This is a genomic window from Legionella moravica DSM 19234, assembly GCF_000423305.1.
In the GTDB taxonomy this organism is placed as follows: Bacteria; Pseudomonadota; Gammaproteobacteria; order Legionellales; family Legionellaceae; genus Legionella; species Legionella moravica.
Genome location: NZ_AUHS01000011.1, coordinates 150,699 through 175,584, shown reverse-complemented (window position 1 = coordinate 175,584; position 24,886 = coordinate 150,699). Strand labels below are relative to the sequence as shown.

Here is a 24,886-nt window from a genome sequence, read left to right as displayed (position 1 = left end):
AGCATCAATTGCAATCCTGCTGCTTGATTATTAATAGCTACTGACCCTGGTTTCGCTTCAATAAACTTTAACGACGCTTTTTTTGATTGACTCGCTAACCGATTGTGCTGATAAACAAAGCTGCGGTAGCTGACTCCTTCTTGTTCACAATAAGCCTGCTGCGTTAACCCGCTTGCTTTCCACGATTCTGAATGTTCTTTCCAGAAGCCTTGTTTATAGGCGTTTGATGATACTTTCATTTAAATACTCCTGCGTTATTCAATGGCAGCAAGTATCTGAAATTAGCTTTTGATTTAAAAGATGGGGTTAATTAACCGCTTACTTTCAAAAATAGTAATTACTACTTAGATATTGAGCTTTCCCACTATCCTTTCCATCAATTTTGATTTTTTTCAAGAAAATTTAAAACATCGTTATTAAATTGTTTCGGGTCTTGTAAAAAAGAAAAATGACTGACCAAAGGCTGCAACAGAAAACCAGAATCAGGGATTTGCGCTGCCATAAACTCAGTGTTCTCGCGTTTAACTACCTCATCATGATCGCCATCTACAATCCAAACCGGAATTGTAATAGCCTTGAGTTGTGCTTTTGTAAAATGTGGCTGAGAGGCTGACATTTTACTGAGTTGAACGAAGAGAATTTTATAATCTTTTGGAGTAGATGATAATGCTTTATACTCATTCTTTGTTCGAGCAACATAATTTTTAAATACTGAACTTTTAAAAATATCTGCTTTGATACCAGAAGGATTAGAATTAGCAGCATAAGCAAAAAGTTTCGTCAACCGACTTGGATGATGTATCGCAATAAGTAGCCCTATAATTGCACCATCACTCCAACCAATAATTGCAACTTTCTTAATTTTTAAGAAATCCAATAGACCGAGTACGTCTGAGGTCATTAAGTCATAACTAAAAGATTGCTCATTCCTTGTGCTTCTTCCATGCCCCCTGCTATCCATCACAATGACTCTATAATGCTGAGCCAGTATCGGTACCTGATTTCCCCAGTAGCTTGAATTACCAAGACCGCCATGAAGCAAGATTACTGGTTGTCCATGACCATAGGTGGCATACCAAATTTGGACACCATTAATTGAAGCATAACCGCTATGTTCTGCTTTGGGCAAACTTGGTGTTACTGGTAATTTTAACCATTGAGGTTCAGCATGAGTTACTATAGTAACTCCCCAAATTAACAGCACCCCCAATAACATGAAATAACGTGTCATATGACTGACCTTTAATTTTTTTATTTAATTCCAATTGGTTTATTAAATGATATGATTGTGATTCCCTTTTCATTTACGTAGTTAATCAGCAAGCTTGATATCCAGTTCCATCTTGTTTTTATATTGCAGTTTGGCTTTTATTTCTATTATCAATTGAGTCTGACTCGATGGGCTCGATTTTGGACTAATACCAAAATTCGGATTTTCTCCTGTTACGTTATCAGTTGTGCCAATATTATAACCCCATAGTCAAACTTGGTACTTCGATCAGCTCTTCGGCATTATCAAAAATATTTAAAACCGTCACGCCAACTGATTTGCATTTTTCTGCTTCGTTTAAACTATACCAATGCCCTTCCATAAATACTTTTGTAATTAATTCCTTGCAAATAGCATTATAATCATCAACATGTTGATTATCAAAAAGCTCAAGGATCACTTTTATGCTCCCTTTCACCCGAGTGGTTAACTTTGGTAGATTATTACCAAGTTCTGCTATTGAAGCATTGACGGCTTCATGAAGTGCAACAACTAGTTCTAGTTTTATGCCTTTGGCTATCAAGGCGTTTTCATCTTCATTGAACTGCGAGCTATCAAAAAAATTCGACATATTTCCTCCAAAATAAAGATCATTTTTTGCGCACGCCACCATTATAAGCAACATGAAAGTATCGCACAATACAGTAGAATTACGGTATTGATACATCTCTTGTTATTAACTAAAATGCACAAAAATTATTCATGGTAATTGCGCTCCCTATCAATGCCTAAGTCATTATTTCCGAGATTTTTATGCCTAAAAATAGCAATACTACCAATTTGTCACAAGAAGATATCGATAAAGTCAGAGAAAGTCTCGAAAATCAATGGGACAGTCTCGGGCTTAACTTATTTTCAAAGTCAAAAATATTTAAAACTGCAAAAAAAATAAGTAAAGGCATTAAAACAGTAGATACTCACGTTAAAGGGGAAAAGCAGTATTACTGGTGTGGTGTTGCGGGTGGCACCATTGATGCAGGCTTAAATACGCTTGGCTCCTTAGCAATAGGTGCAATGACAGGCGCGAATCCTTATGCCTTGATGCTCTCACAACCCGCCATATCAAAAAGTGCAAAAGCCTGGGGTGATCTTGGGCAACGAGGCTGTGATGCCGCCGTCGATTTTTTTATAAACCGATCACGCTATCAGTCTGCTAATACATATAACTCTCGATTCATTGGCCTTTCAGGTACTAACTCTTTTCATGCTTCAAGCTCCTTCTCATCATCATCTAACAACAGCCCTTCTTTTAATAGCTATCAGGTTGAGCGTACGGTAAAAGATGCGATTCGAGGTGAAATGAGTCGGCTTAAACCCAGCATGGATTCTGCATATCTGCGAGCCCATATGAATCTGGGATTGGGTTATAACTTATCCCGATCGGAGTTTCGCTCCCTCGCTTCCAGCACTAACCTCATTAGCAGCTATAATCTTTTTAATCCAAGTTCAAAACTTTCCGATGTAAAGGCTTTTGCTCGTGAAATCGGCGGGGTTGCTGGAGAAGTGGCAACAATCACGGATCTCATAGACAGCGATGCGCAGGCGGAAGCGGATAATTATATTTTTTGTTTTGAATCCGATCAGTTTCCCTTTTCGAAAGAAATGGTTTACCAAATTCAGCAAGAATTAAAAGAAGCATATTTTACTCACAAAACCTCACCGTTTTTCAGTTTACATTTTAATAATTTTGGCTATTTATATCCCGTCATCCACCCAGCTTTGCAAAACACGCTGGTTGGTCAGATTATTGCCCTGCTTGATTATTGGATGAAAGGTTTTTTAAATGGAGGGATTTATGATGAAGAATTCCTAAAACTCTGGCATGAAATAAGGCAATGTGATGAATCTTTTTTAAGACAAAAGATCATTGACCTAAAAAAATACTGTGAAACAAATGCTGATGGCTTGCCTTACATCTCTTTGCGTGAACTCATGAACCGCAACGGGATAAACGAATCGCATAGTAGCGAGAACTCACCTTACAAGCAACCGTTCATGACTTCATTTCGTATTATTGCGTACCAGGAGGCTATTGAACGTCATGAAAATATCCTGGTACCTCACTCGAATTTTCGGATTGAGTACAGCATTGATTTAATGCCCGATTATAAAAACTATGTTGAGTCCTACCTGCAAGAACACGGACATTATCCATCAGATTATCAACATACACGCGATTGTTACGAATTATTCGCCGAAGAAATTAAAGAAAAAATGCCGAAGCTCCCCTTCTGTCAGGACTTCTTTCGTTTACTCGGTGTCATGAATACCTTTAGTTATTTTTATGCCACCCTCGATAAAATGGGTAAACAACCCGATTTGCTTCCTCTTACATCAACCATGCAGGTTAGTGTCCCGAAAGCATTTCCCCCCATTCCTGTACGTTATTTTGAAACTAAACCTATCGACCTTCGTTTTAAACAAGTGTTACAGGCCATACAAGCTAACTTAGGCTCAGAATCAGCACTCGATGAGTTATTGTTTGCCTGTTTTAATACGCCACGTCAGCGCATGACATTACCACCACGATTGGTTAATGAAATAAAAAGCACCATCGAAGCGATAGTAAAAAACCATTTATTAGCTGCAGGTACCAGCGAAGCAATGCTTGAATTAAATCAAAGTGAATTGAAGAACTATAGCCAATTGGCCACCCAATTGCTAACTCAGCAACTTCAATCGGCTCAGTTCAACATCGCTGATACCGTAAAAAAATCCACACTGATGTTAGCGCAAGAGGAACGTACATCTCTGGCTCCCCTCCCCTTACCTGCCCGCATTCAGGCAAGCATTGGGAAACTTGAAGCGCATACTGAAACACTGTTAGCCCGCTGGAATGCAAACCCTGCGCTTGCACAAACTGAAATCTTTGACATTCTCACGAATAACATGATGGTGACGGTAAATAAAGAAACGGGAGAAAAAATAAAGTTCATTGAATTCGTGCGCAATAAATTTCTACAAATTGAAAACTCAATTAATGAAGAGCTTCCAAAGCAAATTGAATATATTATTAAAGAAAATGAAAAAGAAAAAAATCACATCATTCTTATTCTGAAAAATATTGCAGACACTAAAAATGAAGCAGCCCAACACATCGCCAAACGACAAACAACAATAAATGAAGCTGGAAACGCAATTGCAGCAATCCATGAAGCTAACGTCAAAAATAACGGTCTGATTGTGCAGGTAAATAACAGCATTGCACAAGTTAGCCAGGAGTTTGATACATGGTATGCATCTATTCCGCCCAGGCTTATCTCGCTAAATCAGGCCATAATTAGCCAAAACCGGGCGAGTAGGGATCAGGAAATTGCACGACTTAATGCCATTGTACAAGAAATAAGCAATAAAATAGCGCAAAACAATGAGTTCATTTCCAAAAACAATCAACTCATTGCTACGCTTCAACAAGATATAGCGAACATCAATGCAGAACTCCCGGCCAGCATTAATGCATTTATTCGTGAGTTTTTCAACGATGAAAACCAGGGACTGATTGAACAAATCATATCAGTACGACTGGCAGACGTCGCTGGCGATCTCGCCCCTTGCATTGCCAAGCTGAATCAACATTTTAAAACTAAAAACGATCAAGCAATTGAAGAGTGTAATAAAAGAGTTAGCTCAAAAACGATTTTAAATGAACTATGCAAACAAGAGGCTGAAGCCTACTTAAAACAAATCATGACAGGTGAAATCAGCCGACTGAGTCGACATCTTTCCTTATTGCAACATATGGTTGCAAACTGGATGACTCATGAAAAGTTAATGAATTTTCCCATTGCTAAAACATACACCTACTCGGTTATCGGCTTCACCGGAGAGGCACTCGATAAAAAAACCGGGGATAAATTTAAAATTATTGGCGGTTGTGGCGTCTCGCTTCCTAATATATCAACCAGAGTATTAGCTAAAAGTGCACAATTTTGCGACGCACTTGTCCATGCATTTGGTGAATCATTAAAAGATATGGCCGAATTCACTGTCGATGGTCGAGCCTATACTGCACTGCGCATTGGCGTCATTGAAAAATCTACTGCAGAAGATCTCTTAAGCGATGAGCAATCATCACTGTGTGATGTATTTAGCCGAGTAATGAATACTGGGGAATCGTTAGCAATCACCAATGCAGGGCTGAGTGACGTAGTGGATCAAAGCGGTGCCTCATTAATTCATTACATCGCAAGCTTTTTAAACGCAGATCAAACCAGACTAGTCATTGAAACGCACCCAGAACAATTGTATAAACGTGATCTCTTTGGCCATCTACCAATACATGCTGCAGCCCAAGACAATCAGGCCGATGTGGTAAAATACCTGCTCCAAAAAGACCCTACCCTTCTTGAAGCAACCAATCAACGCCACGCCACCCCTATTATAACAGCCATTGAGTATGGATGCAGGAACAGCGTTGATACTTTATTAGCCTCTGGTGCCAACGTAAATCATCTTTTACCTAATGGCTTATTTCCCCTGATGCTCGCCATTCAGAATAATTTTTCTGACATAGCAATTGCCTTAATAAAAAATGGCCGAGAGCTAAATCTCAATCAAAAGCTTGATAGTGGTCTCACCGCATTGCATGTTGCTATCGAAAATCAAATGCGCGACGTTGTACTCTTACTGATTGTCGGAGGGAGTGCGCTAGACATCCCTCGACAATCCGACGGTTACACTGCTTGGCATACTGCAGCAGCGTTAGGAGAATTAGCCATGATGCAAGCAATGGTTGCGCGTGGCGTTTCCATTAAATCAGTTTTGGAGTCGCAAAAAAACGCACTACATCTTGCGTCGGAAGCCGGACACCTGGAAGTGGTTAATTATTTACTTAGTCTGGGAGTGCCTAATACGAAAACAAGCGATGGTGACACACCGCTTATGTTGGCTTTAAAAGCCGGTCAGTCACAAGTGGCTGAGCGCCTGGCACAAGTAATCGACCTTAATACCACCAATAAACTAGGCCAATCTGCATCACTACTAGCCATTCAATACGGGCAGGTTGCGGTGTCAGATTGCTTGATTGCACGTGGAGAAAATCCATTAATCGAAGACGTGCACGGCAACTCTTATTTATATTATTTGGTTCGTAATGGTGAATTTCATCGATTCGCAAATTTAATCGAGAGCCATTCGATTCCCTTGGATAAACCTATACATGGTCATTCTTTAATTCATATTGCCGCCCAATACGGTCATTTTGAGATTGTTTATTATTTGTTGGATCAGGGATGCTCATTCATCGCTGTCAATAATTCACCTGATTTGCTTGGGTATGCGGTGATGGCCGATGAGATTGGTTATTTAAGAGAGCAGTTTTCTGGAAATAGTGCGCCTCTTGCCAAGCTTGCCGCACAAGCTGGCAGTGTACGTTGTCTGCGTTTTTTATTAGATAAATTAAGTAAAGAGGAAATCATTGCTGCAGAGCTTCTCAAAATTGCCATCACAAATGGGCATGTCACGGCAGTCGATGCCATTATAAAAAAACAGGGTGATATGCGCTGCGTGATAGATCATCTGGGGAATACGCCACTGCATTTAGCAGCTGCCACCGGTAACACACAAATTATAGAACTGGTTGTTAAATCCGGTGCTGATTTCCTGATTCAAAACGCAAAACAACAAACGGCATTTCACTTGGCTTTTGCCAATAATGATGCGCAATCGTTCAAGAAATTACTCAGACTAAGTCAACCGGCAGAATGGCCGGCTGACCTTTGGAGCATGAATAGCATTAGACTTGATTCAAATTTAAAGAAATTATTAGTTAAATATGAGAAACGCTTGCCTAAAACAGCGCTACAGCAAAAAATTTCAGCCAACATCACGGCAGAATCTGTATTGGATGATCGCATTCAAGGAGAACGAAGGCAGGAATTAATTTCTTTATTAAATGATCAGGAATTTGATGACGCAATTGCTTTATTATCTCAACCCGGATCACAGTTTGGTGAGATAAAAAATCTCAATGAAGTTTTGCGACTAACGCTAGAAAACTCCTACGACTATGCAGAACTATTTGATTCTCAAGATGATGAGCTCACGCCCGATACGGATCTTCCATGGAAACCAGACAGACTGTTAGCCTTTCTCAAATCGAAAGGCATGGATCCAAGCTGTTTTACCGGACGTCGTAATCCCTTATTATCAATTCTCGCATCAAGCAACGATGAAGAGGCTTGCTACCGATTAACCCTGTTCGCCAAGGTTTTTCCCGAGTGCATTGCTGCATTAGTACAAGATAAAGTTATTTCAGGAAAAAATTGTGCTGAGCTGGCTTTAATAAAACGGTTTAACCAATTTTTTGATCAATGCGATTCTCTTTGCCGTTTGACTCAAGCACATGAGAGTCCCAATTATAATGCGCTTCACCAGGCGGTAGCTTCAGATAATTATGAGCTGACTAAACAGCTGCTTTCTCGAACCTCTGTTGTTGATTGTCTCAACGCAAAAGGACAAACGCCGTTGATGCTGGCCGCTTTGCAAGGAAATGTACCTATCGCGCAATTACTCATTGCCAGAGGTGCGCAACCTGACCGTCGCGATCATAAGCAATTAAACAGTTTGCACTATGCCATTCTCGGAAAATCAGAAGCAGTTGCTTTGCATATATTGCCACTACTCAGACAGCGTCATCACGCTTCGCAAGAGGGAATGACGCCCTTATTATATGCGGCTCAACAAGGCATGTTGTCTGTCGTCAGTGCGCTTTGCTCTGATAGCAATGTCTTAAATCAAGTTGATTTTCTGGGACGAAATGCCTTGCATTTGGCGGCCTTGCACGGACATGTTCACGTCATTAAATATTTGGCGCAACGAGGATTTGGGTTAGATCAAGTCGAGTGCCCCTCATCCGAAAAAAGATCACAACGATCACTAAAACGAACAGCCCTGCATTACGCAGCATTAAAAGCACAACTGGATGCAGTAGTAACATTATTACAGTTTGGTGCGGACATGTATGCGACGGATGCCGTCGGGAATGGGCTGTGTGAATATGCGGTGATTAGTCAAGACCCTGAGATGCTCCGTTTCGTGCAAAACATGTCACTCTATCATCAACCAGAACGTGCAGGTAAAATTCTCCATGCAGGTGTCATGGTAGATCACCCTGAAGTCGTTAGCGAAATGATTTTAAATGGCCGCACATTAACGACCCTGGATGAGTCCGGTAACAGTGTGTTGCATAGTGCCGCAAGAAACAACTCTGGAGAAGCTATTGAATTATTGCTTCAAGATGACGACATCCCCTTAAATCTAAAAAATCGATTTGGTGATGCCCCCCTTCATGTTGCTGCGAGGTTTGGCCATGTACGTATCATCGAAGCCCTGCTTGAAGCAGGTGCTGATGTGGATCAAAAAAATGATGGCGGAACAACAGCGCTTATCCTGGCAGCCAAGGAAGGAAAACTCGGGGCAGTCATCACACTTCTAAAGTATCAAGCAGACTATTCAATCAAAGATGCAACCGATCTGACCGCAGCACAAACAGCCTTACTAAATGGCCATCTTCAAATTGCTTGCCGCATTGTCATGGCGGGTGATCAAAGCTTACAACCTGTTGCGGTTGAACAATTAAGTACGGAGAATCATACGCTGCTCTATGAAAAAATGACTGACTTTGAACGACAGCTACAACGCACTGCCAATACAGCAAGTTTATGTCAATTGGGACTCTTTAAATCGCTAGACGCTCACGCCGATGCCAGTTTATTGCGTCATCTAACGAGGGGGTTGCATGATCACGCCAGCAGCATGTCCAGATAAGCCTGTATTAGGCCTGGTAGATTATTCGAAGTTCAAACTGGAGTCTTCGACCTGTGTCGCTACACTGTTTAGTCAGCATCAATCCGCATGGGATGCTTTTTGTCGGCACGTGGATAGCTCAGAGCTCAACAACACAAACCGTTTGATGTTGATGAAAATCGCATTTGATTGTTTGCATGAGCACTGCAACACCAGCGACTTGGCAAAATTACTTACGTTAGGGAAGTATCTTAAAGATAACGTTGGTACACAGCTTTTTTTCATGCTTTTTTCCAAACGGGTTACCCCTGAATCAAGAAGGCTTGAACATTATATTGCCGCCTGTCAATTGCTCATCGATTTGCAAGAAACGAGCGGACTCACGAACCTGGTCAAGCAAAGCATGCCGAACCTGACCTTGCTGGTGCAACGGTTAGAAGAAAAACAAGCCACTTATCTCGCTGAAAAATACCCAAGTCGAGACATTCATGAAACAATTGTCCGCTTTGGAGAGAATAGCTTCATTGAATTTCCATTGTCTCGTGAAGAATTGACACACTTGAAGGCGGAATACATAGCCATCAATCCCTGGTTCGCCTTTTTGCAAAAACGTTCAAGTACTGATTTAAAAGAAAAAGCATTGCAATCTGCGGAAATCTGGAATGAAAGAAAAGAAATTGAACATCATCGTCGATTAATCGCAATTATTGCTGAATTAATTCGTCGTCATTACAACATTTTCCCGCACGACACGCAAATGCTCGCTTTCATGGCTTTGCTCAATACACCTGAACATTTGTTAAAAGGCCGTATTGCCCAAATTAATACCGGCGAAGGAAAATCAACCATCATTGCGATGCTTGCAGCCTATTTTGCCTGTTTTGATCCAGCAGTCTATGTAATCACCCCAACATCTTATTTAGCGATTCGTGACCAGGAAAAATACCAGCCTTTTTTCAACAGTTTGGGCTTTAAGAGTACGAATATTTGCACCGAGTCTCCTAAAGTAGAACAATTTAAAGCGAATATTATTTATGGAACCAACACAGACTTTGAGTTTGCGATGCTGCGAAACAGTCTTTATTGCCTGGGATTAAACGATGGAAAGTACACTGCGATAATCGATGAAGTGGATAATTTATTTTTAGATGCCGCACTTAACTCTGCCATATTAGCCATACCCGGAACAGAAGACAGGAGTTGGATATATCAGCCTATTTTATCCTTTGCTAATAACTCGTCCAGCAGTGCGCCGGTAGCTGAGTTAAAGAACTTTATGCAATCAACCCTGAGCCCGGCATATCTGGAACAACTTCAACAAATAAACGATAGGCAACTCAGCCGGTGGTTAAGAAGCGCCCGCGAAGCTTTATTTACTAAACATATTGACCGCGATTATCTGGTTAAGGAGTTATCAACAGGACCTGATATTGTTATCGTTGATTTTAATAACACCGGTCGATTAAACGAAGGATGTCACTGGCAAAATGGTTTGCATCAATTTTTACAGGCAAAGCACGGACTTAAGATAACACCTGAATCATTAAGCGTAGCCTCTTTGTCTCACCCAACGTATTTCACCCAATTCCGCCGCATCATAGGCCTGACAGGAACCATGGGACAGATTGTTGAACGTGAAGAAATTCAACGAATTTATAACGTGGGAAGTTTTGATGTACCACCCCACTACCCCAGCATGCGAAAGAAATTACCGGCTTATTTTGCAAAAACACCGGACGAGCAATACGATCGCATCCTGGAACATGCAAGAGCAATGAGAAGTGAAGGCCGACCAATGCTCGTTCTCGTTAAAACCATTGCTGAATCAGTAAAATTAAATACATTTTTTGTCAATACAGGAATCACTCCCCAGTTAATTAATCTGACCCAACGCGAAGATGAGGACTATTTAATTGGTCAGGCTGGCGAGCCTGGAACCATTACCATTGCCACAAATGCAGCGGGGCGCGGTACAGACATTATTCTTGCACTGAACAGTAAGTTGGCGGGTGGTTTACGTTTCATCTTTGGATTTTACCCAAAAAATCCAAGAGTTGAAGGTCAGGGCGATGGGCGAGCAGGGCGACAAGGTCAGCCTGGTGATTGCCAAATGATTTTATGCGAACAGGATGATTATATTATATTTCTGAGAAGGTGGGCAACCGCAAATCCTGGTGAGTACTCAGAACGGATTGCCGCATGGGAGCAATTGAATGCTGATGAGAAATTATCGACTTTAAATAGTATTCGTGCATCGTTTATTAAAACTGAGTCAGATCAACGTTATGTATTATGTCAAAAAGAAGCCATTTATTTTGAAAAGCTCGAAGGTTTCTTTACACGTAATCAAAGACTTTATCATGCCTTACAAAATGAGTCCCTTTTAAAATCATTAACGCAAACCTGTGAATCAGCGCTGCAACGTCCTCTTTCAGAACCAACAGTTCATTTGAACACGTTATTAAAGGGGTTTGAACCGCTTCAAGAAACCATCGACACTTTGCTGATGAGTCAAATACATAATATTAAGGTCGATTGGTCTGTCTTGCTGAAGCAGTATAAAGAACTGTATATGGAACAATTTCAAAAGACCTGGGCAGAATTTTACGATGCCCTGCATAAAGAAAACGATCAAGCCTCACTGGAGATCATAAGACAAACTACAGACTCAAAATACCAGGCAGTCGATCAAGTACTAAAAATCATGGATGTTAACCCAAACGAAAGTATCAGTAAAATATTGCAGATATTATTAAGTGCTTCACTACGACGTCTGCTAGAAACTGGACACTGTTCTTTTGACTTCTCAGTTGGTTCGAGTTCGTCTCCACCGTCTATTGTTTCATCAAGTTCCAGTACATTTTCACCCAGGAAAATAACTGTTGTTAACATGGGGGTAAATGAGTCTTTACCTTTCAAATTAACAAAAGGATTTTCAGGTGCAGAAAAAACTCATCGCTGGACAGATGGTAATGAAGCAGTTTTAACGATACCAATATCCATGGAAAATAATACAATTAGTCACATTATATTTCACACAACTGCGCTTATTTCCAATAAAATTACTCAAAAATTGATTATCTCAGGAAAAGGTTTAGAAACTAAAATCTATGAATATAATACGTCCAGACCGGAACAACAGATAATTATAGATATTCCTGCAGAACTAAATGATGATATGGATATTCATTTTAGCATGCCAAATGCATGCAAACCTTGTGAAGTAGACCCCAGCAATAGAGATCCAAGATCGTTAGCAATTGCATTCAAGACAGCGATCATTAGTGTTACTGTTCAACCTCAAAAAAAAATACAGACATCTCCTGTCGTTCAACTTGGGCTATTCAGCTCTTCAGATACCAGGACATTAACCACAGCAATCGAAGCACTCGAAGCGGCTGATAGATCAGAAAAACGTCGATTGTTAGCAGCAGCTTATCGCTCCAGAGCAAAAGAGTATGAGTCTTTTAACGCCTTTGATTTAGCTCAAAAAGATTTAGTGAGTGCAAGCAATATCTGCAATGAACTCATATCAGAGGGGATGGCTTTTTACAATCAAACACCCCGAGACTTTAACAATGCGCTAAAATCGTTCCAGGCCGTGGTGACGCTGAATACAAATGACAAGGCAGCATGGTGGTATATCGGCCAGTGTTACGCCAGCCTACCCAGCATTGCCAGCTACCAAGAATTATCATTCAAAGCGTTTAACCAGGCTACCACGATTGATCCGGAATATTTTAATGCACAAAATTGCAAGGGAGTAATGCTGGTAAATCTTGGACGTCATCAGGAAGCTATTCCAGTCTTGTTAAAAGCGGCTAGCTTAAATAAAGACTTTGCTCACACATATTATTACTTGTCAATTGCATTCAAGGCACAGGGCGATATCCCTAAAGCTTATGAGACCATGAACACGGCAGCAGAATTGCTTCCAGCATCTTACGCTACGGCAAGGGATAATCTAAAAACGCTACTAGATGAGACCAATCGGCTCTCCTTAGAGGAAGGAGCGAGCTTACAGATATAGAAACCATAGGAGGAAAAGGAATCTCAGGCGACGCTCTCACTAGTCCATGCCACATTACGCCGGGCAGATAACCGTTGGCTAACTTGCACCTCATGCATTCTGCGTCACTGCAATTTTCCAGCAGTGACGCAGAAAAATCACCTTGATTTTACCGCGTAAAATCAACACATTTCAGCATTTTGTCCGATCCCGCCAATCGGGATTGGACAAAATTCTTTCCAAAATCCCTTGCGAAGCAAGCACCGCTTTGCTAATTTGGAATTAAACATGACTGATGAGCTGGTGAAAGTCCGGCGAAACGTCAACCGACGTCTTATGCTAAGCCACTTCATTCCCAAACCCCGTGGCTGGACGTTCAGTAGGGAAAACCATCTAGGAATCTCTGTCATCCGGCAGGGCAACTCCCTCGGGAGTTTAAGTCAATTTATTTCAATTTGACCATGGACTTGTATGACAAGAGCCATTGTCTTGTCGTTTTTATTAACCATCAAAACAAGGAGAAAATAAGCACCCAAAGACTGTTGTAAATCGGCGAGATCGTTTGCCTTATAACGATTGATTTGCCCCCCACTTCGAGCTTAATGGCTTTGGCCAGGTTTCATCTTTGAGTGAGCCGCTCGTTCAACACTAAACCAAAGACAGGGCAAATAAATTTTTATCGGATGGGATGATGAGAAAATACAACTTAAGACAAACTGCCAATCAATATTTAAAGCTCGGCAATCAAGGCAGCTACAAAATCAAAAAACAAAGGGCATACGTCATTCGAAAAATGATCGATGATCTCTATACTATTGGTGATGTACCTTTTTCCTGGAAAAATATCCAATCGCACCATATTCACCAACTGGTAGCCCATTGGAAAAAGAGTAAAATACGTACCAGCACGATTATGAATCATATGACTATCGTCAGGCATTATCTAACCAGCATAGATTGCCCCATTCCCAATATAGACAATCAATCCCTACAACTTAGTAAAACCACCCGAAAGCGTAAAAGAAAACTCAAAATCCAGCACGACCACTGGCACTCATGGGACAATCCAATACCACGCCTCATCATGGCATTACAAACAGAATTTGGCCTGACCTTTCAAGAGGCCATTTATATAAAACCTGAAATTAACATCCAGGCAGACAGCATTTGGTTAACCAGAAACATCGCATTTAATTCCTTAGACAGAACAATCCCTATCAGATTTGAAATGCAAAAAGCCATCCTGGATAAAATCAAAAAGCTGACTGACGGTAAATCCATTGCTGAATTTAACGATTACGAAGATACCAAAGTTGCCTGGCGAAAGGCTTTAAAAAAAAATGCCCTACCAATTAACAAAGCCTACCGCTACCTCTATGCAAAACAGATGGCTCAATATCTTTTACCCATATTGGGGAAATATGAAACCTATTGGGTTATTCGCAGCGAAATGGGCATCAAATCTCGTGATTCTTTATGGAGGTATCTCAATGAGTAAGTCCAAACTTAAAAATGCCAAGTACTCAATCAATGAATGTATTAAGAAAATCCAAAACTACTCCCACGCCAGCCGAGCAGATATGAAACACATGTTGAATCGCTGCGTTAAAGATCTGCACGAATTAGGCTACATGATCACACACGTAAAAGGATTAAAACCAAAACACATACACATCCTGGTTGATCACTGGAAAGCCCAGAATAAAAATCCTGCAACAATAAAAAATTACATGGCTAAACTGCGCAAAGTGGCCTCAGTGCTAAACAAACCGGAGCTGGTTAAACAAGGAAACGACTGCTACCAAATCAACAAACGAAATTATGCTCCCCAATATAATAAAGCAATAAATAATGTCGATTTTTCCAAATGCTCAGACCCAATGATCCGTTTATCGCTGGAAGCCCAATCCCTATTTGGTCTCCGCCGTGAAGAATCGATGAAGATTGTACTAAGCGATGCCTGGCAAGGAAATAAATTGGTTATAAAGCCCAGTTGGACAAAAGGTGGAATAGGACGTGATATTAAACTAACGAATGAGCAACAACGACTATGGCTACTCAATGCTACAAAGCAAGTTCCTGCTGGACAATCGCTCATTCCTAAAGAAAAGACTTATAAAAATCATCTAGCTCAGTATCATGAAGTGATAGAAAAAATGGGCTTAAGCAAATGCCATGGCCTTCGCCATGCCTATGCTCAGCGAAGATATCATGAAATTACAAAATCCTATGACAAAACTGGTAATGGCCTTATATGCCCAATACAAGGTGGTAGAACATATAGAGAACTTAACCCTCTTGAAAAATATTGGGACAGAACCGCAAGAGAAATTATTAGCCAGTTGCTTGGGCATTCGAGATTGAGTATTACAAAAATTTATTTGGGCTGACAGTTTTCAACACATAATTTCATTCGATATGGTTACTTAACCATCTCATAATCGGAATAAATTTCATGCAAAACTCCTTTTACATCAGTACCTTTAATTGGCCAGCATAAGGTTTTCCAAAATGCCCACCCCAAAGCTCGTATCCAAGTATCATTATCCAATTGAATTGCGTTCTTAAATGCTGTCCTTTCTTCGCCAGAAAAGAAATTCCATGCTATTACCAAATCACACGCAGGATCACCTACAGCAAGTTGGCCGAAATCGATTAGTGCACACAACCTTCCATCACGAACTAAAATATTGCCAATAGCCATATCTCCGTGAACCCAAACAGGTTTTAAGTGCCATTCAGAAGAGAGTGCCTGTTGCCACAATGATGAAGCAAAGCTTTGCTCATGAGCATCTTTAATTTTAGGAATTGCAAGTTGCACTTCATGATCATAAGCCTTTAACGAACCACCTCGATGAAAATTATGTGCGCCTGCCACAGGCCCACCCGTGGCATCTAAAGATTGAAATTCTCTTAAACACTTCCCTAATGCTTCCGCAAAACATTTCATATCATGAATATTCTGTCTTGAAGCAGACTCCCCTTCAATCCAACGATTGATACTCCAATGCAATGGATAAGCTGGTGATGGTTTTCCTAGTGCAATAGGATGCGTAATCTGAAATGAAAGCTGTTTGGAAAGCCATGGAAGCCATTGATATTCTTTATTTATTTGTGGCTCATATTCCTTATCACTAGGCAAACGAACTACCATTTCCTCACCTAAATGAAACGTTCGATTATCCCAACCACTTTGAGCAACTGAATGTATCGGTAGTAATTGCCATTGCGGAAATTGCTCAGCAATCAGCTTTTGGACTAAGTTTGTGTCAATTTTTACTTTATCCATTACAACCTCTATAGTTTCTTTATTGTAGGTTTTCTATGAAACTTGTGCGTAATCCCTGCATGTTCAAAATCAAACTCAAATTTAAAACCTAATTTTTCCATAACGCGCAAAGATGGATAATTATTGTATGCAGTAAAACAAATAGTGCTAGCCAAATCCAAATGCTCTTCGGCATACTCCAAGGATGCTTGCCCTATTTCAAATGCTAAACCTTTTCCCCAATAGCTTTGAGCTATTTGATAAGTTAACTCAACTTCTTCTTTTCCCTCAAATATAAAAGTCTTTAATCCCCCTCTCCCAACGTAGTTGTGGGTTTCTTTGTCATACCACATCCAGGGAGCAAAACCATATTGGTTGTAATGCGTCATATCCGATTCCAAACGATTTAAAGCCTGGTCCTCATTGTATGAAACACCATAACATTGAATAAACTCAGGATTTGAAAGCATTATTGCATAGTCTTTGTGACAAGCTACTTGGGGAATAAATGCAATAAGACGAGCTGTTTCAATGAATGGTTTATTAACGCCAAAATGTAAAAAAGCTTTCTTATCTATAAGCTGACAAAACTCATTCTTAGCATTGGCATAATCAATCGTATTGTCATGGATTTTGCTCAAGTTGAGCTTAAGTGCTTCATATTCGTTGGCAATTTTGGGGTAAAGACGCAAATAATCGCGAAACAACAGATGCTTCGCATACCAAGAAGAGGGATAAGTAACCAAATGAATCTGATGCGTTCGCTCACCCTGTTCATTGTCTTTTTGGAAATAACGCCGATGTGGAAAAACTGTTTCGAAAACCGGGTTATAACGATAACCCAATGATTCAATTTTTTGGATATATTCGGAAGTAAATTCACTCAAACACTTAACACCAATTAAAATATCAATTACTGGTTTTGCACAAATTCCAGGTATAGCTGTACTGCCGATATGCTCAATTTGGGTTATATTCCTGATACTCAATTGTAATAGCTGTTCTTTTTCAACTTCAAATGCAGCTTTCCATGCAGGATTATGAGGCTCTAAGGTAATCATATTCTAAGATTTTGTATTTAATAATAATCAATAGTGGGCTATCTTAACATAGGTCTTAAAAGTGTATTAAAAATATTCATCATACCGAGGAAAAAATGATTGCGATAAAAAAACTAGACGAATTGCATGTAGATGAATTGTCATCCTATCTCAATCATTATCAAGAAACGACCATGTTCATTAGGAATAATTTATACCACTCGGGAATTACCTACCAAGATGCACCATTTCACGGAGAATATTATGGCTCTTTTGAGAACAAACAGCTTAATGGCTTATCGCTTATCGCTTATCATATAGAAGCACTTGGGGACGATGTTAACAATCCCACACTTGAACAATCCATTATTGATGAAATTCAAGATACACAACTTAGCCAAAATCGATGGATTTTATTTGTAAACAACACGCCTGTTTCTCTATGTGGATTTAATGCCAATCTACCTGATATTGTACAGATCGGCCCTGTTTATACCCCGCCTTCATTAAGAAATAAAGGTTTTGCCAGAATTGCTGTATATCTTTGTCTAAAACAAGCTGCCGACCGGCAGGTCAAAAGAGCAATTTTGTTCACCAATGATAATTCCGCTATATGCGCATACCAAGCTCTTGGGTTTCACCAAATTGGAAAATACCGACTAGCACTGTTAAAATAATGTGCTTGTTGGGGGTAAGATGTATGGTTGATCTTGAAATCGTTAGTTTATTATCATTAATTTCTCTAGGTATAGTATTTGGTTATATTGCCGGACGATATCGTAAACGGGCAGCTGAAAATTGCGGTGAAGCCCGAGTCAGGCACACTTTAGCAAAGTATTGCCAAAACAAAGATGCTCATATTCTAAGTAATATTACTTTACGTTTAGAGGATGGTTCCACAACTCAAATCGATCATATTCTAATTACAACAAAAGGCATATTCGTTATAGAAACAAAGCATTACAAGGGATGGATATTCGCTAAAGCAAACGCAAGAAGCTGGTCTCAATCGCTCTATTACGATAAATTCAGATTTCAAAATCCCATCCATCAGAATTATAGACACGTTAAAGCCATACAAAAGACCCTTGATTTCATAGAGCCACAGTGTATCCATAATATCGTGGTTTTTAGCGGGGAAGCCGTGTTTAAAAGTGCCAAACCTCATAATGTTTTTTATATAGAAGAATTAATTCCTGCAATCGAGCAATACCCCGATGGTGTCTTAAGTTTAAATCGTGTTCAGTTTTGCGTTGGGCGATTAGAGTATTTACGCATGGCATTAACATACGAAACTGATGTTGAGCATCAGGCATATTTAACGCAACGGTTTGGTAATCGTTGTAGGAGTTAATGAAGACAACATCCTGCTTGATGAATCACCAACTATCGAAACACATTCTCTATCACTAAAAGAGCACAATTAGTTCATTTGGGTTCATTTAATATCACCAAGAAAAAAATCTTGATTTCCAATACTGGCTTGATATTCTGAAAGCAACACAACTGATGAGTCAGTGCAATTCTGACGAAACCACCAGGTCTTGTGATATGCCATCTTGTTCCCCTAATTCCATGGCAAAGCGTTTAGCAGGGAAACCCCACCAAGAGATGTTTTACGGCTTTACGCCCGAGGAGTGCTTTAAGCACATCATCATTAATAACCAGGTAAATCAACCGATGTTTCGGTGATCTTTTTTGCATAACCCAATTGGGATGAACAGTCCTTTTTGGGGCTAATCCTCCCTACCCTAAGGAGCTACCATGCAACAACAGAAACCAGTACAACTTGAAATTGAACATTTGCTCTTTGAGCTAAATTGTTGTGTGAATGATTTAGGCCGTCATCGACTTCAAATCAATACCCATGACATACAGCAAGCTGAGTTAAGTTTACACAAATTGGAATCCCTAATTTCCTTTGTTAAACAGTTCGATACTCAACGAATCGCTTGTTAATTGAGGTAATAAAAGTCTTATCCGCATAACAGAAAACCACCTGCCTATGCGGATGTTTTTCTGTTATGCGGCTCACATTAAAAAATAACAGGAGAATACAATGACTGCATCTTTAAATCGCATTCAATTAATCGGTAATCTCGGTGCTGATCCTAAAAGCATCGCCGGAAAAGAAGGACAATCTTTTGTCACCGCCACTTTGGCAACTAATGAATCATTCAAGCAGAATGATGAATGGCAAACCAGAGTGGAATGGCATCAGCTGGTGCTTTTTGGCAAACTGACTAAAGTCGCTGAATATTTAAAGAAAGGTTCGCAAGTTTACATCGAAGGTAAATTGCGTTCCAATCAATGGACTGACAATGAAGGCAAAGCGCGTCAAGCATTAAGTATTGTTGTTAGCCACATTCAGCTTCTCAACTCACCAAAATCAGCTGACGAATCCAGTAACAAAACCGCAGAAGAGCACATGGCTCAGATGCGTGAAATGTTGCAACCGGATTCGGAAGAAATTCCGTTTTAATCATACCCTAGCACGGGAGCAAGCTCCCGTGTGGGATTGCTCCATTCACATAAGGAGATAATCCCATGGACACCCCTTCAATCTACGTCGCCTGTTTAGCATCGTACAATAACGCCATCCTGCATGGTGTTTGGATAGATGCTACTCAAAGCGAAGACGACATCATGAAAGAAATCTGGGAAATGTTGGATAACAGCCCAGAACCCAATGCTGAGGAATACGCCATACACGATTATGAAGGATTCGGCAGCATCAAAATTCATGAATATGAGTCAATAAGTAACATTGTGGAATACGCTTCATTTATTCAAGAACACGGAGAGTTAGGATTAGCCCTACTCTGTGATTACTCGGTAGATGATGCACAAACCATGTTGGAGGATCATTACCAAGGTTGTTATGATTCGGAGGCTGATTTTGCCAGGCAGTTATTTGATGACTGTTATGCCCATCAAATGCCGGATAGTTTGATCTGCTATTTTGATTTTGAGGCTTTTGCTCGGGATCTTTTTATCAATGATTACTGTTCGGTTGAATCTGAAAATTCAATGCATATTTTTTCAACCTTTTAGCCCCATAATATGGGGCACCTATCTAAGACCACTAAAATAAAAATGGATTTTCAGTTAAATAATTGCACCCATCAGCGTTGAAAAAACAAATTTTGACTATATATTGTAAAGACCATAGCAGATTAACAATCTTTCTCATCAAGGAGGTGAGATGTGCAATCACAAATAGATAAGCAAGGCCACTCATCTATTCGTACCGATTTTTTAATGATGAGAACCAGTTATATGGAAATAAATTACACTTATATACTGTTTGACGTAGCTGTGAATATTGTGTTTATGGAGAAAACATGACTGTGTCCCCATCTGTACTTTTTTTATCTGATCATGAAACTAAGGTTGACCTTTTAAATAATGAGGCGATTGCTCGTACAATTGTGCAATTGATTAAAGAAATTCCAGAGCGTCCGATGACTATCGGTGTTCATGGTGACTGGGGAGCAGGAAAATCTAGCGTACTTGAAATGATTGAGGAGGCCTTCACTGAAAACGAAAAAATGCTTTGTATAAAATTCAATGGCTGGCAATTTCAGGGATTTGAAGATGCTAAGATCGCCGTTCTTGAAGGAATAGTAACAGAGCTAATTGCTAATCGATCATCACTGACAAACGCAAATGAAGAAGTAAAAAACATATTACGGCGTATTGATTGGTTGAAAGCGGCAAAAAAAATAGGTGGGTTAGCTTTTACTGCTTTTACTGGACTCCCAACTTTAGAGCAACTAAAAAGTGTCCTCGATACTGTTAAAGACAAACTATCTGATCCTGCGACACTGGCAACAAAAGAGAATGCAGAAGCGGCATCCGAATTGTTTTCTGATTTGCTGAAAGATGGCGAGAGTCGCAGTGTTCCTAAAGAGATACATGAATTTCGTAAAGCATTTAGTGATTTATTAAAAAAAGCAAAGATTGATAGGCTTATTGTTTTGATTGATGACCTTGATCGCTGCTTACCTGAGACAGCAATCGAAACATTAGAAGCTATTCGTTTGTTTGTTTTTTTGCCAAAAACGGCATTTATTGTAGGAGCTGATGAGGCAATGATTGAATATGCGGTGCGCAATCATTTCCCAGATCTTCCAGAATCAAGTAGCTCCCAGGGGTATGCACGTAGTTATCTTGAGAAGCTTATACAAGTACCTATGCGAATTCCTGCGTTAGGTGAAACAGAAACACACATATATGTAACATTGCTTGCGGTAGGAAGCCGTTTAGGAGAGGATTCAGATGAATTTAAAAAGCTTCTTCAATTAGGAAGAAATGCTTTGTGTAACCCATGGGAAGGTAAAGGGATAAATACTTCCGAAATTAAAACTATACTGGGTGATAAGTATGATGATGTATCAGATTTACTTTTAATCACAGAGCAAATTAGCCCAATTTTATCAGCTGGCACAAAAGGAAACCCCAGACAGATTAAACGATTTCTAAACGCACTCAGTTTAAGACTTCAAGTTTCTAATGCTCGCGGCTTTGGTGACAACATCAGAGCTGAGATCCTGGCAAAACTTATGCTTGCTGAATTGTTTTTACCCGTTTCAGTATTTGAACATATTGCCACTTCAGCAGCAAATGCAGATGATGGAATATGCAAGGAACTTAATATCTTAGAACAAGGGGAACGGCTAAAAGAAACCAGCAAAGGACAAACAAAAAAATCTAGTAATAAAGAAGAAACCTCATCTGAGGAAAGCTCTACACTTGCTGATTGGAAGATGCGCTCAGAGGTAGTTAAATGGGCGTCGATAGAACCTAAAATTGGCACAACTTCGCTGAAACCATATTTATTCGTTATTAAAGATCGTAAAAATTATCTTGGATCTACAGCCCCATTATCTCCAAAACTAATGGCCTTGCTTGAGAAATTATCTGGAGGAGAGGCAAATGCTATGGGATGTAGACAAGATTTAACGAGTTTAACATCGAACGAAATTGAATCTTTATTACAAGCCCTTCGTTCAAAACTACTAGGAAGTAATGCGTTTTCTACTAAGCCACCTACAATTTTTGGTATTGCTGAGCTGGTGCAAGCCCATCCGAAAGCACTTCAAATGCGATACGTAGAGATACTTGAAGAACTACCCGTCAAACAGCTTGGGCCATGGGCAGCTGCTGGCCATGAAAAAATAATAACCGACCAAATATATAAAGCACAATTAGAACGACTCATTCAGAACTGGAGAACTAATGGTTCGACTCCATTAAAAGCCGCTTTGTCAGCACAACCTCAAAACAATAGAGGTCAATAATGGGAACTTCTACAGCCTTTGGGGGTGGCAAAAACTCTAATCCTCTCATTCCAAGCTGGCTGGAGCCAGAGTTAATAGATGAGACTACGACCCCCAAAAATGATGATACTTCGACTGACCAATCTGATTTATCTCAGGTTGCTTCAGAGACAATAGTTAGTAATCCCCAACCAAGTGTGTTGCCAGTCGATAATCGTTATAGCACTGCGCGTCGTAACTTTACTGCATTTATAAATTCAGGGGGATCTGATCGCGCTGCGCTTGGACGAGCTATTGTCTCCTATATACATAAAACAACAGGTGGTGCAAAACAAGCTGCTAAAAGAATGAAATCAGAGCGTCAAGCCAGTGTACGACTTGGCAACATTCTTTCAATGGCAAGTGTCAACGGTATTCAATCCGTTATTAAAAACCTCAATTTAGAAAATCTTGCTAATCGGCCTATCGCTGAAATTTATGCAGCGCTAATAGATGTAATTTGCCCAATGGGTGGTGATCTGGATGATTCTATTGTTCGAGATGCGTATATAGAGGCAGTTGGGGAAGTAGCCGAATTGGGATTAGCAGACCTGGAACAACCATCAACAGCTACAATTGCTACCATCATGGAATGTTTCATCTCAAACACCATTAAAGATCGTATCATGAATGCAATTGCCACAAAGATTATTATATTACCTAACAATATTTTGATTGTGCAAGATATTGAAAATCAATTAAAGGATTTTATTCGTGGTGCTGTCTCTGATGCGATGACAAATAGTAGTTTTTTTTCTGCTGGCCAAACAAGTAGAACTATAAATTCTATATTTGAGCGCTCGTTTGCAATCCTTGAAGCACTTGCGGAACATGAGGCAGAACAATGACAAAATATATATTGGTGGGAGGATTCGGTAGTGCTGACGCAGCAGAACATAAGTATACTGAGAAAAAAGGCGAACAACTAAAATTTTTAGATTTTCTGACAGGAAAAAACTCTCTCCGATTTGGTATTGGAGGCGCGATAAGGCAATTAGCTAAATTTAATATTTATCCGTCTGAAGTGGGACTTGATCTCCTGATATTTGCTGTAATGGTTCAAGCTGCCGATACCCGATTAAATCGTATTCAATCTTCACAGGATGCATGGACGCGTGAAATTCGTCTAGTCGTACCTGTGTCAGATACTGAGCTTTGGTCAAAAAGCAAATCAGTTCTAGAAAAGATATTACGTTTCTTGACTGGCGATTTATGGGAAATTGAATTTAGGATTAGACCTGATGGATTCGAGAATCTAATCCCCCAAAAGCCATACTTACCTTACAATTATAACGGATTATCACTTTTTTCAGGCGGCCTTGATAGCCTTATTGGAGCGATAGATTCTCTTGAATCGGGTATTACTCCTCTTTTTATAAGCCATGCAGGTGAAGGAGCTGTAAGTAGCCCGCAAAAAGCTATTTTTGAAAAATTGATCAATAAATATACTGACAATAGGGTCAATAGACTACGCTTTCTTTCAGCTCGTTTCCCAAAAAATTTATTTCCAGGAATACATTCGGAAAACTCTACGCGAGGAAGATCATTTCTTTTTTTTGCTTTAGGTGCTTTTTCGGGCTCCGGGTTAAAAAAATCATTTGATTTACGTGTCCCAGAAAATGGTTTGATAGCACTTAATGTACCACTCGACCCAACACGGCTAGGTTCTTTAAGCACAAGAACAACACATCCGTATTATATTCATCGATGGAATGAGTTATTACAAACATTAAATATCCCAGGTACAATTTTCAATCCTTACTGGAATAAAACAAAGGGGGAAATGGTTAAGGAATGCCCAAATCAGGATTTTCTGAAATCCATAGTCCATTTATCAGTTTCTTGTGCACACCCCTCTGCTAGCCGATATCTCGGTGGAGGGATGTACCATCATTGTGGACATTGTGTGCCCTGTATTATAAGACGGGCAGCATTAAATCATGCATGGCAATTGGGTGAAGATACAACGCCATATAGCCCCCCTAATATTTTTGAAAAACCCTTGGATTCAAGAAAAGCTGAGGGCATACAAATTAGAGCATTCCAATACGCTCTTGCAAATTTGAATAATAAACCTTCTTATTTACCTATGCTTATACATAAACCGGGACCATTATTAGAAGATATAGCAATTCTTAATGACCTAAAGGACGTCTATAAACGTGGTATGAAGGAAGTGGAAAACTTCTTACAAGGCGTAGTAACTACACCAAATTAGAAATGAGGTATGTT

18 protein-coding genes are annotated in these 24,886 nt (G+C 39.9%); 13 read left to right on the top strand and 5 right to left on the bottom strand.

Going from position 1 to position 24,886, the window contains the following annotated elements; genetic code table 11:
- The 3 genes from tnpA to G543_RS0103255 form a co-directional block, all read right to left on the bottom strand.
- Positions 1-239 (bottom strand): IS66 family insertion sequence element accessory protein TnpA (gene tnpA / locus G543_RS16970; protein WP_035921298.1); only part of this gene is annotated, 239 nt, incomplete at its 3' end.
- A 137-nt stretch (positions 240-376) separates the two neighbouring features.
- Positions 377-1,231 (bottom strand): alpha/beta fold hydrolase, encoded by an 855-nt coding sequence (locus G543_RS0103260; protein ID WP_028383256.1) that lies wholly within the window; start codon positions 1,229-1,231, stop codon positions 377-379.
- A 235-nt stretch (positions 1,232-1,466) separates the two neighbouring features.
- On the bottom strand, positions 1,467-1,841 hold the full coding sequence (locus G543_RS0103255) for a hypothetical protein (RefSeq protein ID WP_115343456.1): 375 nt from the start codon (positions 1,839-1,841) through the stop codon (positions 1,467-1,469).
- Positions 1,842-2,023: 182 nt separating this feature from the next.
- Between G543_RS0103255 and G543_RS0103250 the strand changes: the two genes are divergently transcribed.
- From G543_RS0103250 to G543_RS0103235, 4 genes are all read left to right on the top strand, one after another.
- A complete protein-coding gene (locus tag G543_RS0103250; RefSeq protein ID WP_028383254.1) occupies positions 2,024-9,037 on the top strand; it encodes an ankyrin repeat domain-containing protein in 7,014 nt (2,337 codons plus the stop codon).
- Positions 9,009-13,046, top strand: coding sequence for a preprotein translocase subunit SecA (locus tag G543_RS0103245; protein WP_028383253.1), 4,038 nt, complete (start codon positions 9,009-9,011; stop codon positions 13,044-13,046). The genes G543_RS0103250 and G543_RS0103245 overlap by 29 nt, the downstream gene beginning before the upstream one ends.
- 670 nt (positions 13,047-13,716) lie before the next feature.
- Positions 13,717-14,523, top strand: a complete 807-nt coding sequence (locus G543_RS0103240) for a phage integrase N-terminal domain-containing protein (RefSeq protein WP_028383252.1) — start codon at positions 13,717-13,719, stop codon at positions 14,521-14,523.
- Positions 14,516-15,415: a phage integrase N-terminal domain-containing protein gene (locus G543_RS0103235; RefSeq protein ID WP_028383251.1), complete on the top strand. Its 900-nt coding sequence runs from the start codon at positions 14,516-14,518 to the stop codon at positions 15,413-15,415. The genes G543_RS0103240 and G543_RS0103235 overlap by 8 nt, the downstream gene beginning before the upstream one ends.
- 32 nt (positions 15,416-15,447) lie before the next feature.
- Here G543_RS0103235 and G543_RS0103230 read toward each other — a convergent pair whose 3' ends face one another.
- Positions 15,448-16,314, bottom strand: a complete 867-nt coding sequence (locus tag G543_RS0103230; RefSeq protein ID WP_028383250.1) for an aminoglycoside phosphotransferase family protein — start codon at positions 16,312-16,314, stop codon at positions 15,448-15,450.
- Positions 16,315-16,322: 8 nt separating this feature from the next.
- Entirely contained in the window at positions 16,323-17,354 is a 1,032-nt protein-coding gene (locus G543_RS18290; RefSeq protein ID WP_028383249.1) for a bifunctional GrpB family protein/GNAT family N-acetyltransferase, read from the bottom strand.
- A 95-nt stretch (positions 17,355-17,449) separates the two neighbouring features.
- On the opposite strand from G543_RS18290, the gene G543_RS0103220 reads away from it, so the two are divergent.
- The 9 genes from G543_RS0103220 (at position 17,450) to qatC (ending at position 24,872) form a co-directional block, all read left to right on the top strand.
- Entirely contained in the window at positions 17,450-18,010 is a 561-nt protein-coding gene (locus tag G543_RS0103220) for a GNAT family N-acetyltransferase (RefSeq protein WP_028383248.1), read from the top strand.
- A gap of 23 nt (positions 18,011-18,033) precedes the next feature.
- Positions 18,034-18,687: a nuclease-related domain-containing protein gene (locus G543_RS0103215; RefSeq protein WP_028383247.1), complete on the top strand. Its 654-nt coding sequence runs from the start codon at positions 18,034-18,036 to the stop codon at positions 18,685-18,687.
- Between the two features lie 410 nt (positions 18,688-19,097).
- On the top strand, positions 19,098-19,292 hold the full coding sequence (locus G543_RS0103205; protein ID WP_028383246.1) for a hypothetical protein: 195 nt from the start codon (positions 19,098-19,100) through the stop codon (positions 19,290-19,292).
- Positions 19,293-19,392: 100 nt separating this feature from the next.
- On the top strand, positions 19,393-19,815 hold the full coding sequence (locus G543_RS0103200; protein ID WP_028383245.1) for a single-stranded DNA-binding protein: 423 nt from the start codon (positions 19,393-19,395) through the stop codon (positions 19,813-19,815).
- A gap of 65 nt (positions 19,816-19,880) precedes the next feature.
- Positions 19,881-20,387, top strand: coding sequence for an antirestriction protein ArdA (locus G543_RS0103195; protein ID WP_028383244.1), 507 nt, complete (start codon positions 19,881-19,883; stop codon positions 20,385-20,387).
- A 153-nt stretch (positions 20,388-20,540) separates the two neighbouring features.
- Entirely contained in the window at positions 20,541-20,681 is a 141-nt protein-coding gene (locus G543_RS18900; RefSeq protein ID WP_155824904.1) for a hypothetical protein, read from the top strand.
- A complete protein-coding gene (gene qatA, locus G543_RS0103185; RefSeq protein ID WP_028383243.1) occupies positions 20,678-22,636 on the top strand; it encodes a Qat anti-phage system ATPase QatA in 1,959 nt (652 codons plus the stop codon). The genes G543_RS18900 and qatA overlap by 4 nt, the downstream gene beginning before the upstream one ends.
- Entirely contained in the window at positions 22,636-23,502 is an 867-nt protein-coding gene (gene qatB / locus G543_RS0103180) for a Qat anti-phage system associated protein QatB (protein ID WP_028383242.1), read from the top strand. The genes qatA and qatB overlap by 1 nt, the downstream gene beginning before the upstream one ends.
- Positions 23,499-24,872, top strand: coding sequence for a Qat anti-phage system QueC-like protein QatC (gene qatC, locus G543_RS0103175; protein ID WP_028383241.1), 1,374 nt, complete (start codon positions 23,499-23,501; stop codon positions 24,870-24,872). The genes qatB and qatC overlap by 4 nt, the downstream gene beginning before the upstream one ends.
- The last annotated feature ends 14 nt before the right edge of the window (positions 24,873-24,886 follow it).

Excerpts from the sequence above, each read along its gene's own strand:
- G543_RS0103260 (WP_028383256.1), bottom strand. The coding sequence starts at position 1,231 with ATGACACGTTATTTCATGTTATTGGGGGTGCTGTTAATTTGGGGAGTT.
- G543_RS0103255 (WP_115343456.1), bottom strand. The coding sequence starts at position 1,841 with ATGTCGAATTTTTTTGATAGCTCGCAGTTCAATGAAGATGAAAACGCC.
- G543_RS0103250 (WP_028383254.1), top strand. The coding sequence starts at position 2,024 with ATGCCTAAAAATAGCAATACTACCAATTTGTCACAAGAAGATATCGAT.
- G543_RS0103245 (WP_028383253.1), top strand. The coding sequence starts at position 9,009 with ATGATCACGCCAGCAGCATGTCCAGATAAGCCTGTATTAGGCCTGGTA.
- G543_RS0103240 (WP_028383252.1), top strand. The coding sequence starts at position 13,717 with ATGAGAAAATACAACTTAAGACAAACTGCCAATCAATATTTAAAGCTC.
- G543_RS0103235 (WP_028383251.1), top strand. The coding sequence starts at position 14,516 with ATGAGTAAGTCCAAACTTAAAAATGCCAAGTACTCAATCAATGAATGT.
- G543_RS0103230 (WP_028383250.1), bottom strand. The coding sequence starts at position 16,314 with ATGGATAAAGTAAAAATTGACACAAACTTAGTCCAAAAGCTGATTGCT.
- G543_RS18290 (WP_028383249.1), bottom strand. The coding sequence starts at position 17,354 with ATGATTACCTTAGAGCCTCATAATCCTGCATGGAAAGCTGCATTTGAA.
- G543_RS0103220 (WP_028383248.1), top strand. The coding sequence starts at position 17,450 with ATGATTGCGATAAAAAAACTAGACGAATTGCATGTAGATGAATTGTCA.
- G543_RS0103215 (WP_028383247.1), top strand. The coding sequence starts at position 18,034 with ATGGTTGATCTTGAAATCGTTAGTTTATTATCATTAATTTCTCTAGGT.
- G543_RS0103205 (WP_028383246.1), top strand. The coding sequence starts at position 19,098 with ATGCAACAACAGAAACCAGTACAACTTGAAATTGAACATTTGCTCTTT.
- G543_RS0103200 (WP_028383245.1), top strand. The coding sequence starts at position 19,393 with ATGACTGCATCTTTAAATCGCATTCAATTAATCGGTAATCTCGGTGCT.
- G543_RS0103195 (WP_028383244.1), top strand. The coding sequence starts at position 19,881 with ATGGACACCCCTTCAATCTACGTCGCCTGTTTAGCATCGTACAATAAC.
- qatA (WP_028383243.1), top strand. The coding sequence starts at position 20,678 with ATGACTGTGTCCCCATCTGTACTTTTTTTATCTGATCATGAAACTAAG.
- qatB (WP_028383242.1), top strand. The coding sequence starts at position 22,636 with ATGGGAACTTCTACAGCCTTTGGGGGTGGCAAAAACTCTAATCCTCTC.
- qatC (WP_028383241.1), top strand. The coding sequence starts at position 23,499 with ATGACAAAATATATATTGGTGGGAGGATTCGGTAGTGCTGACGCAGCA.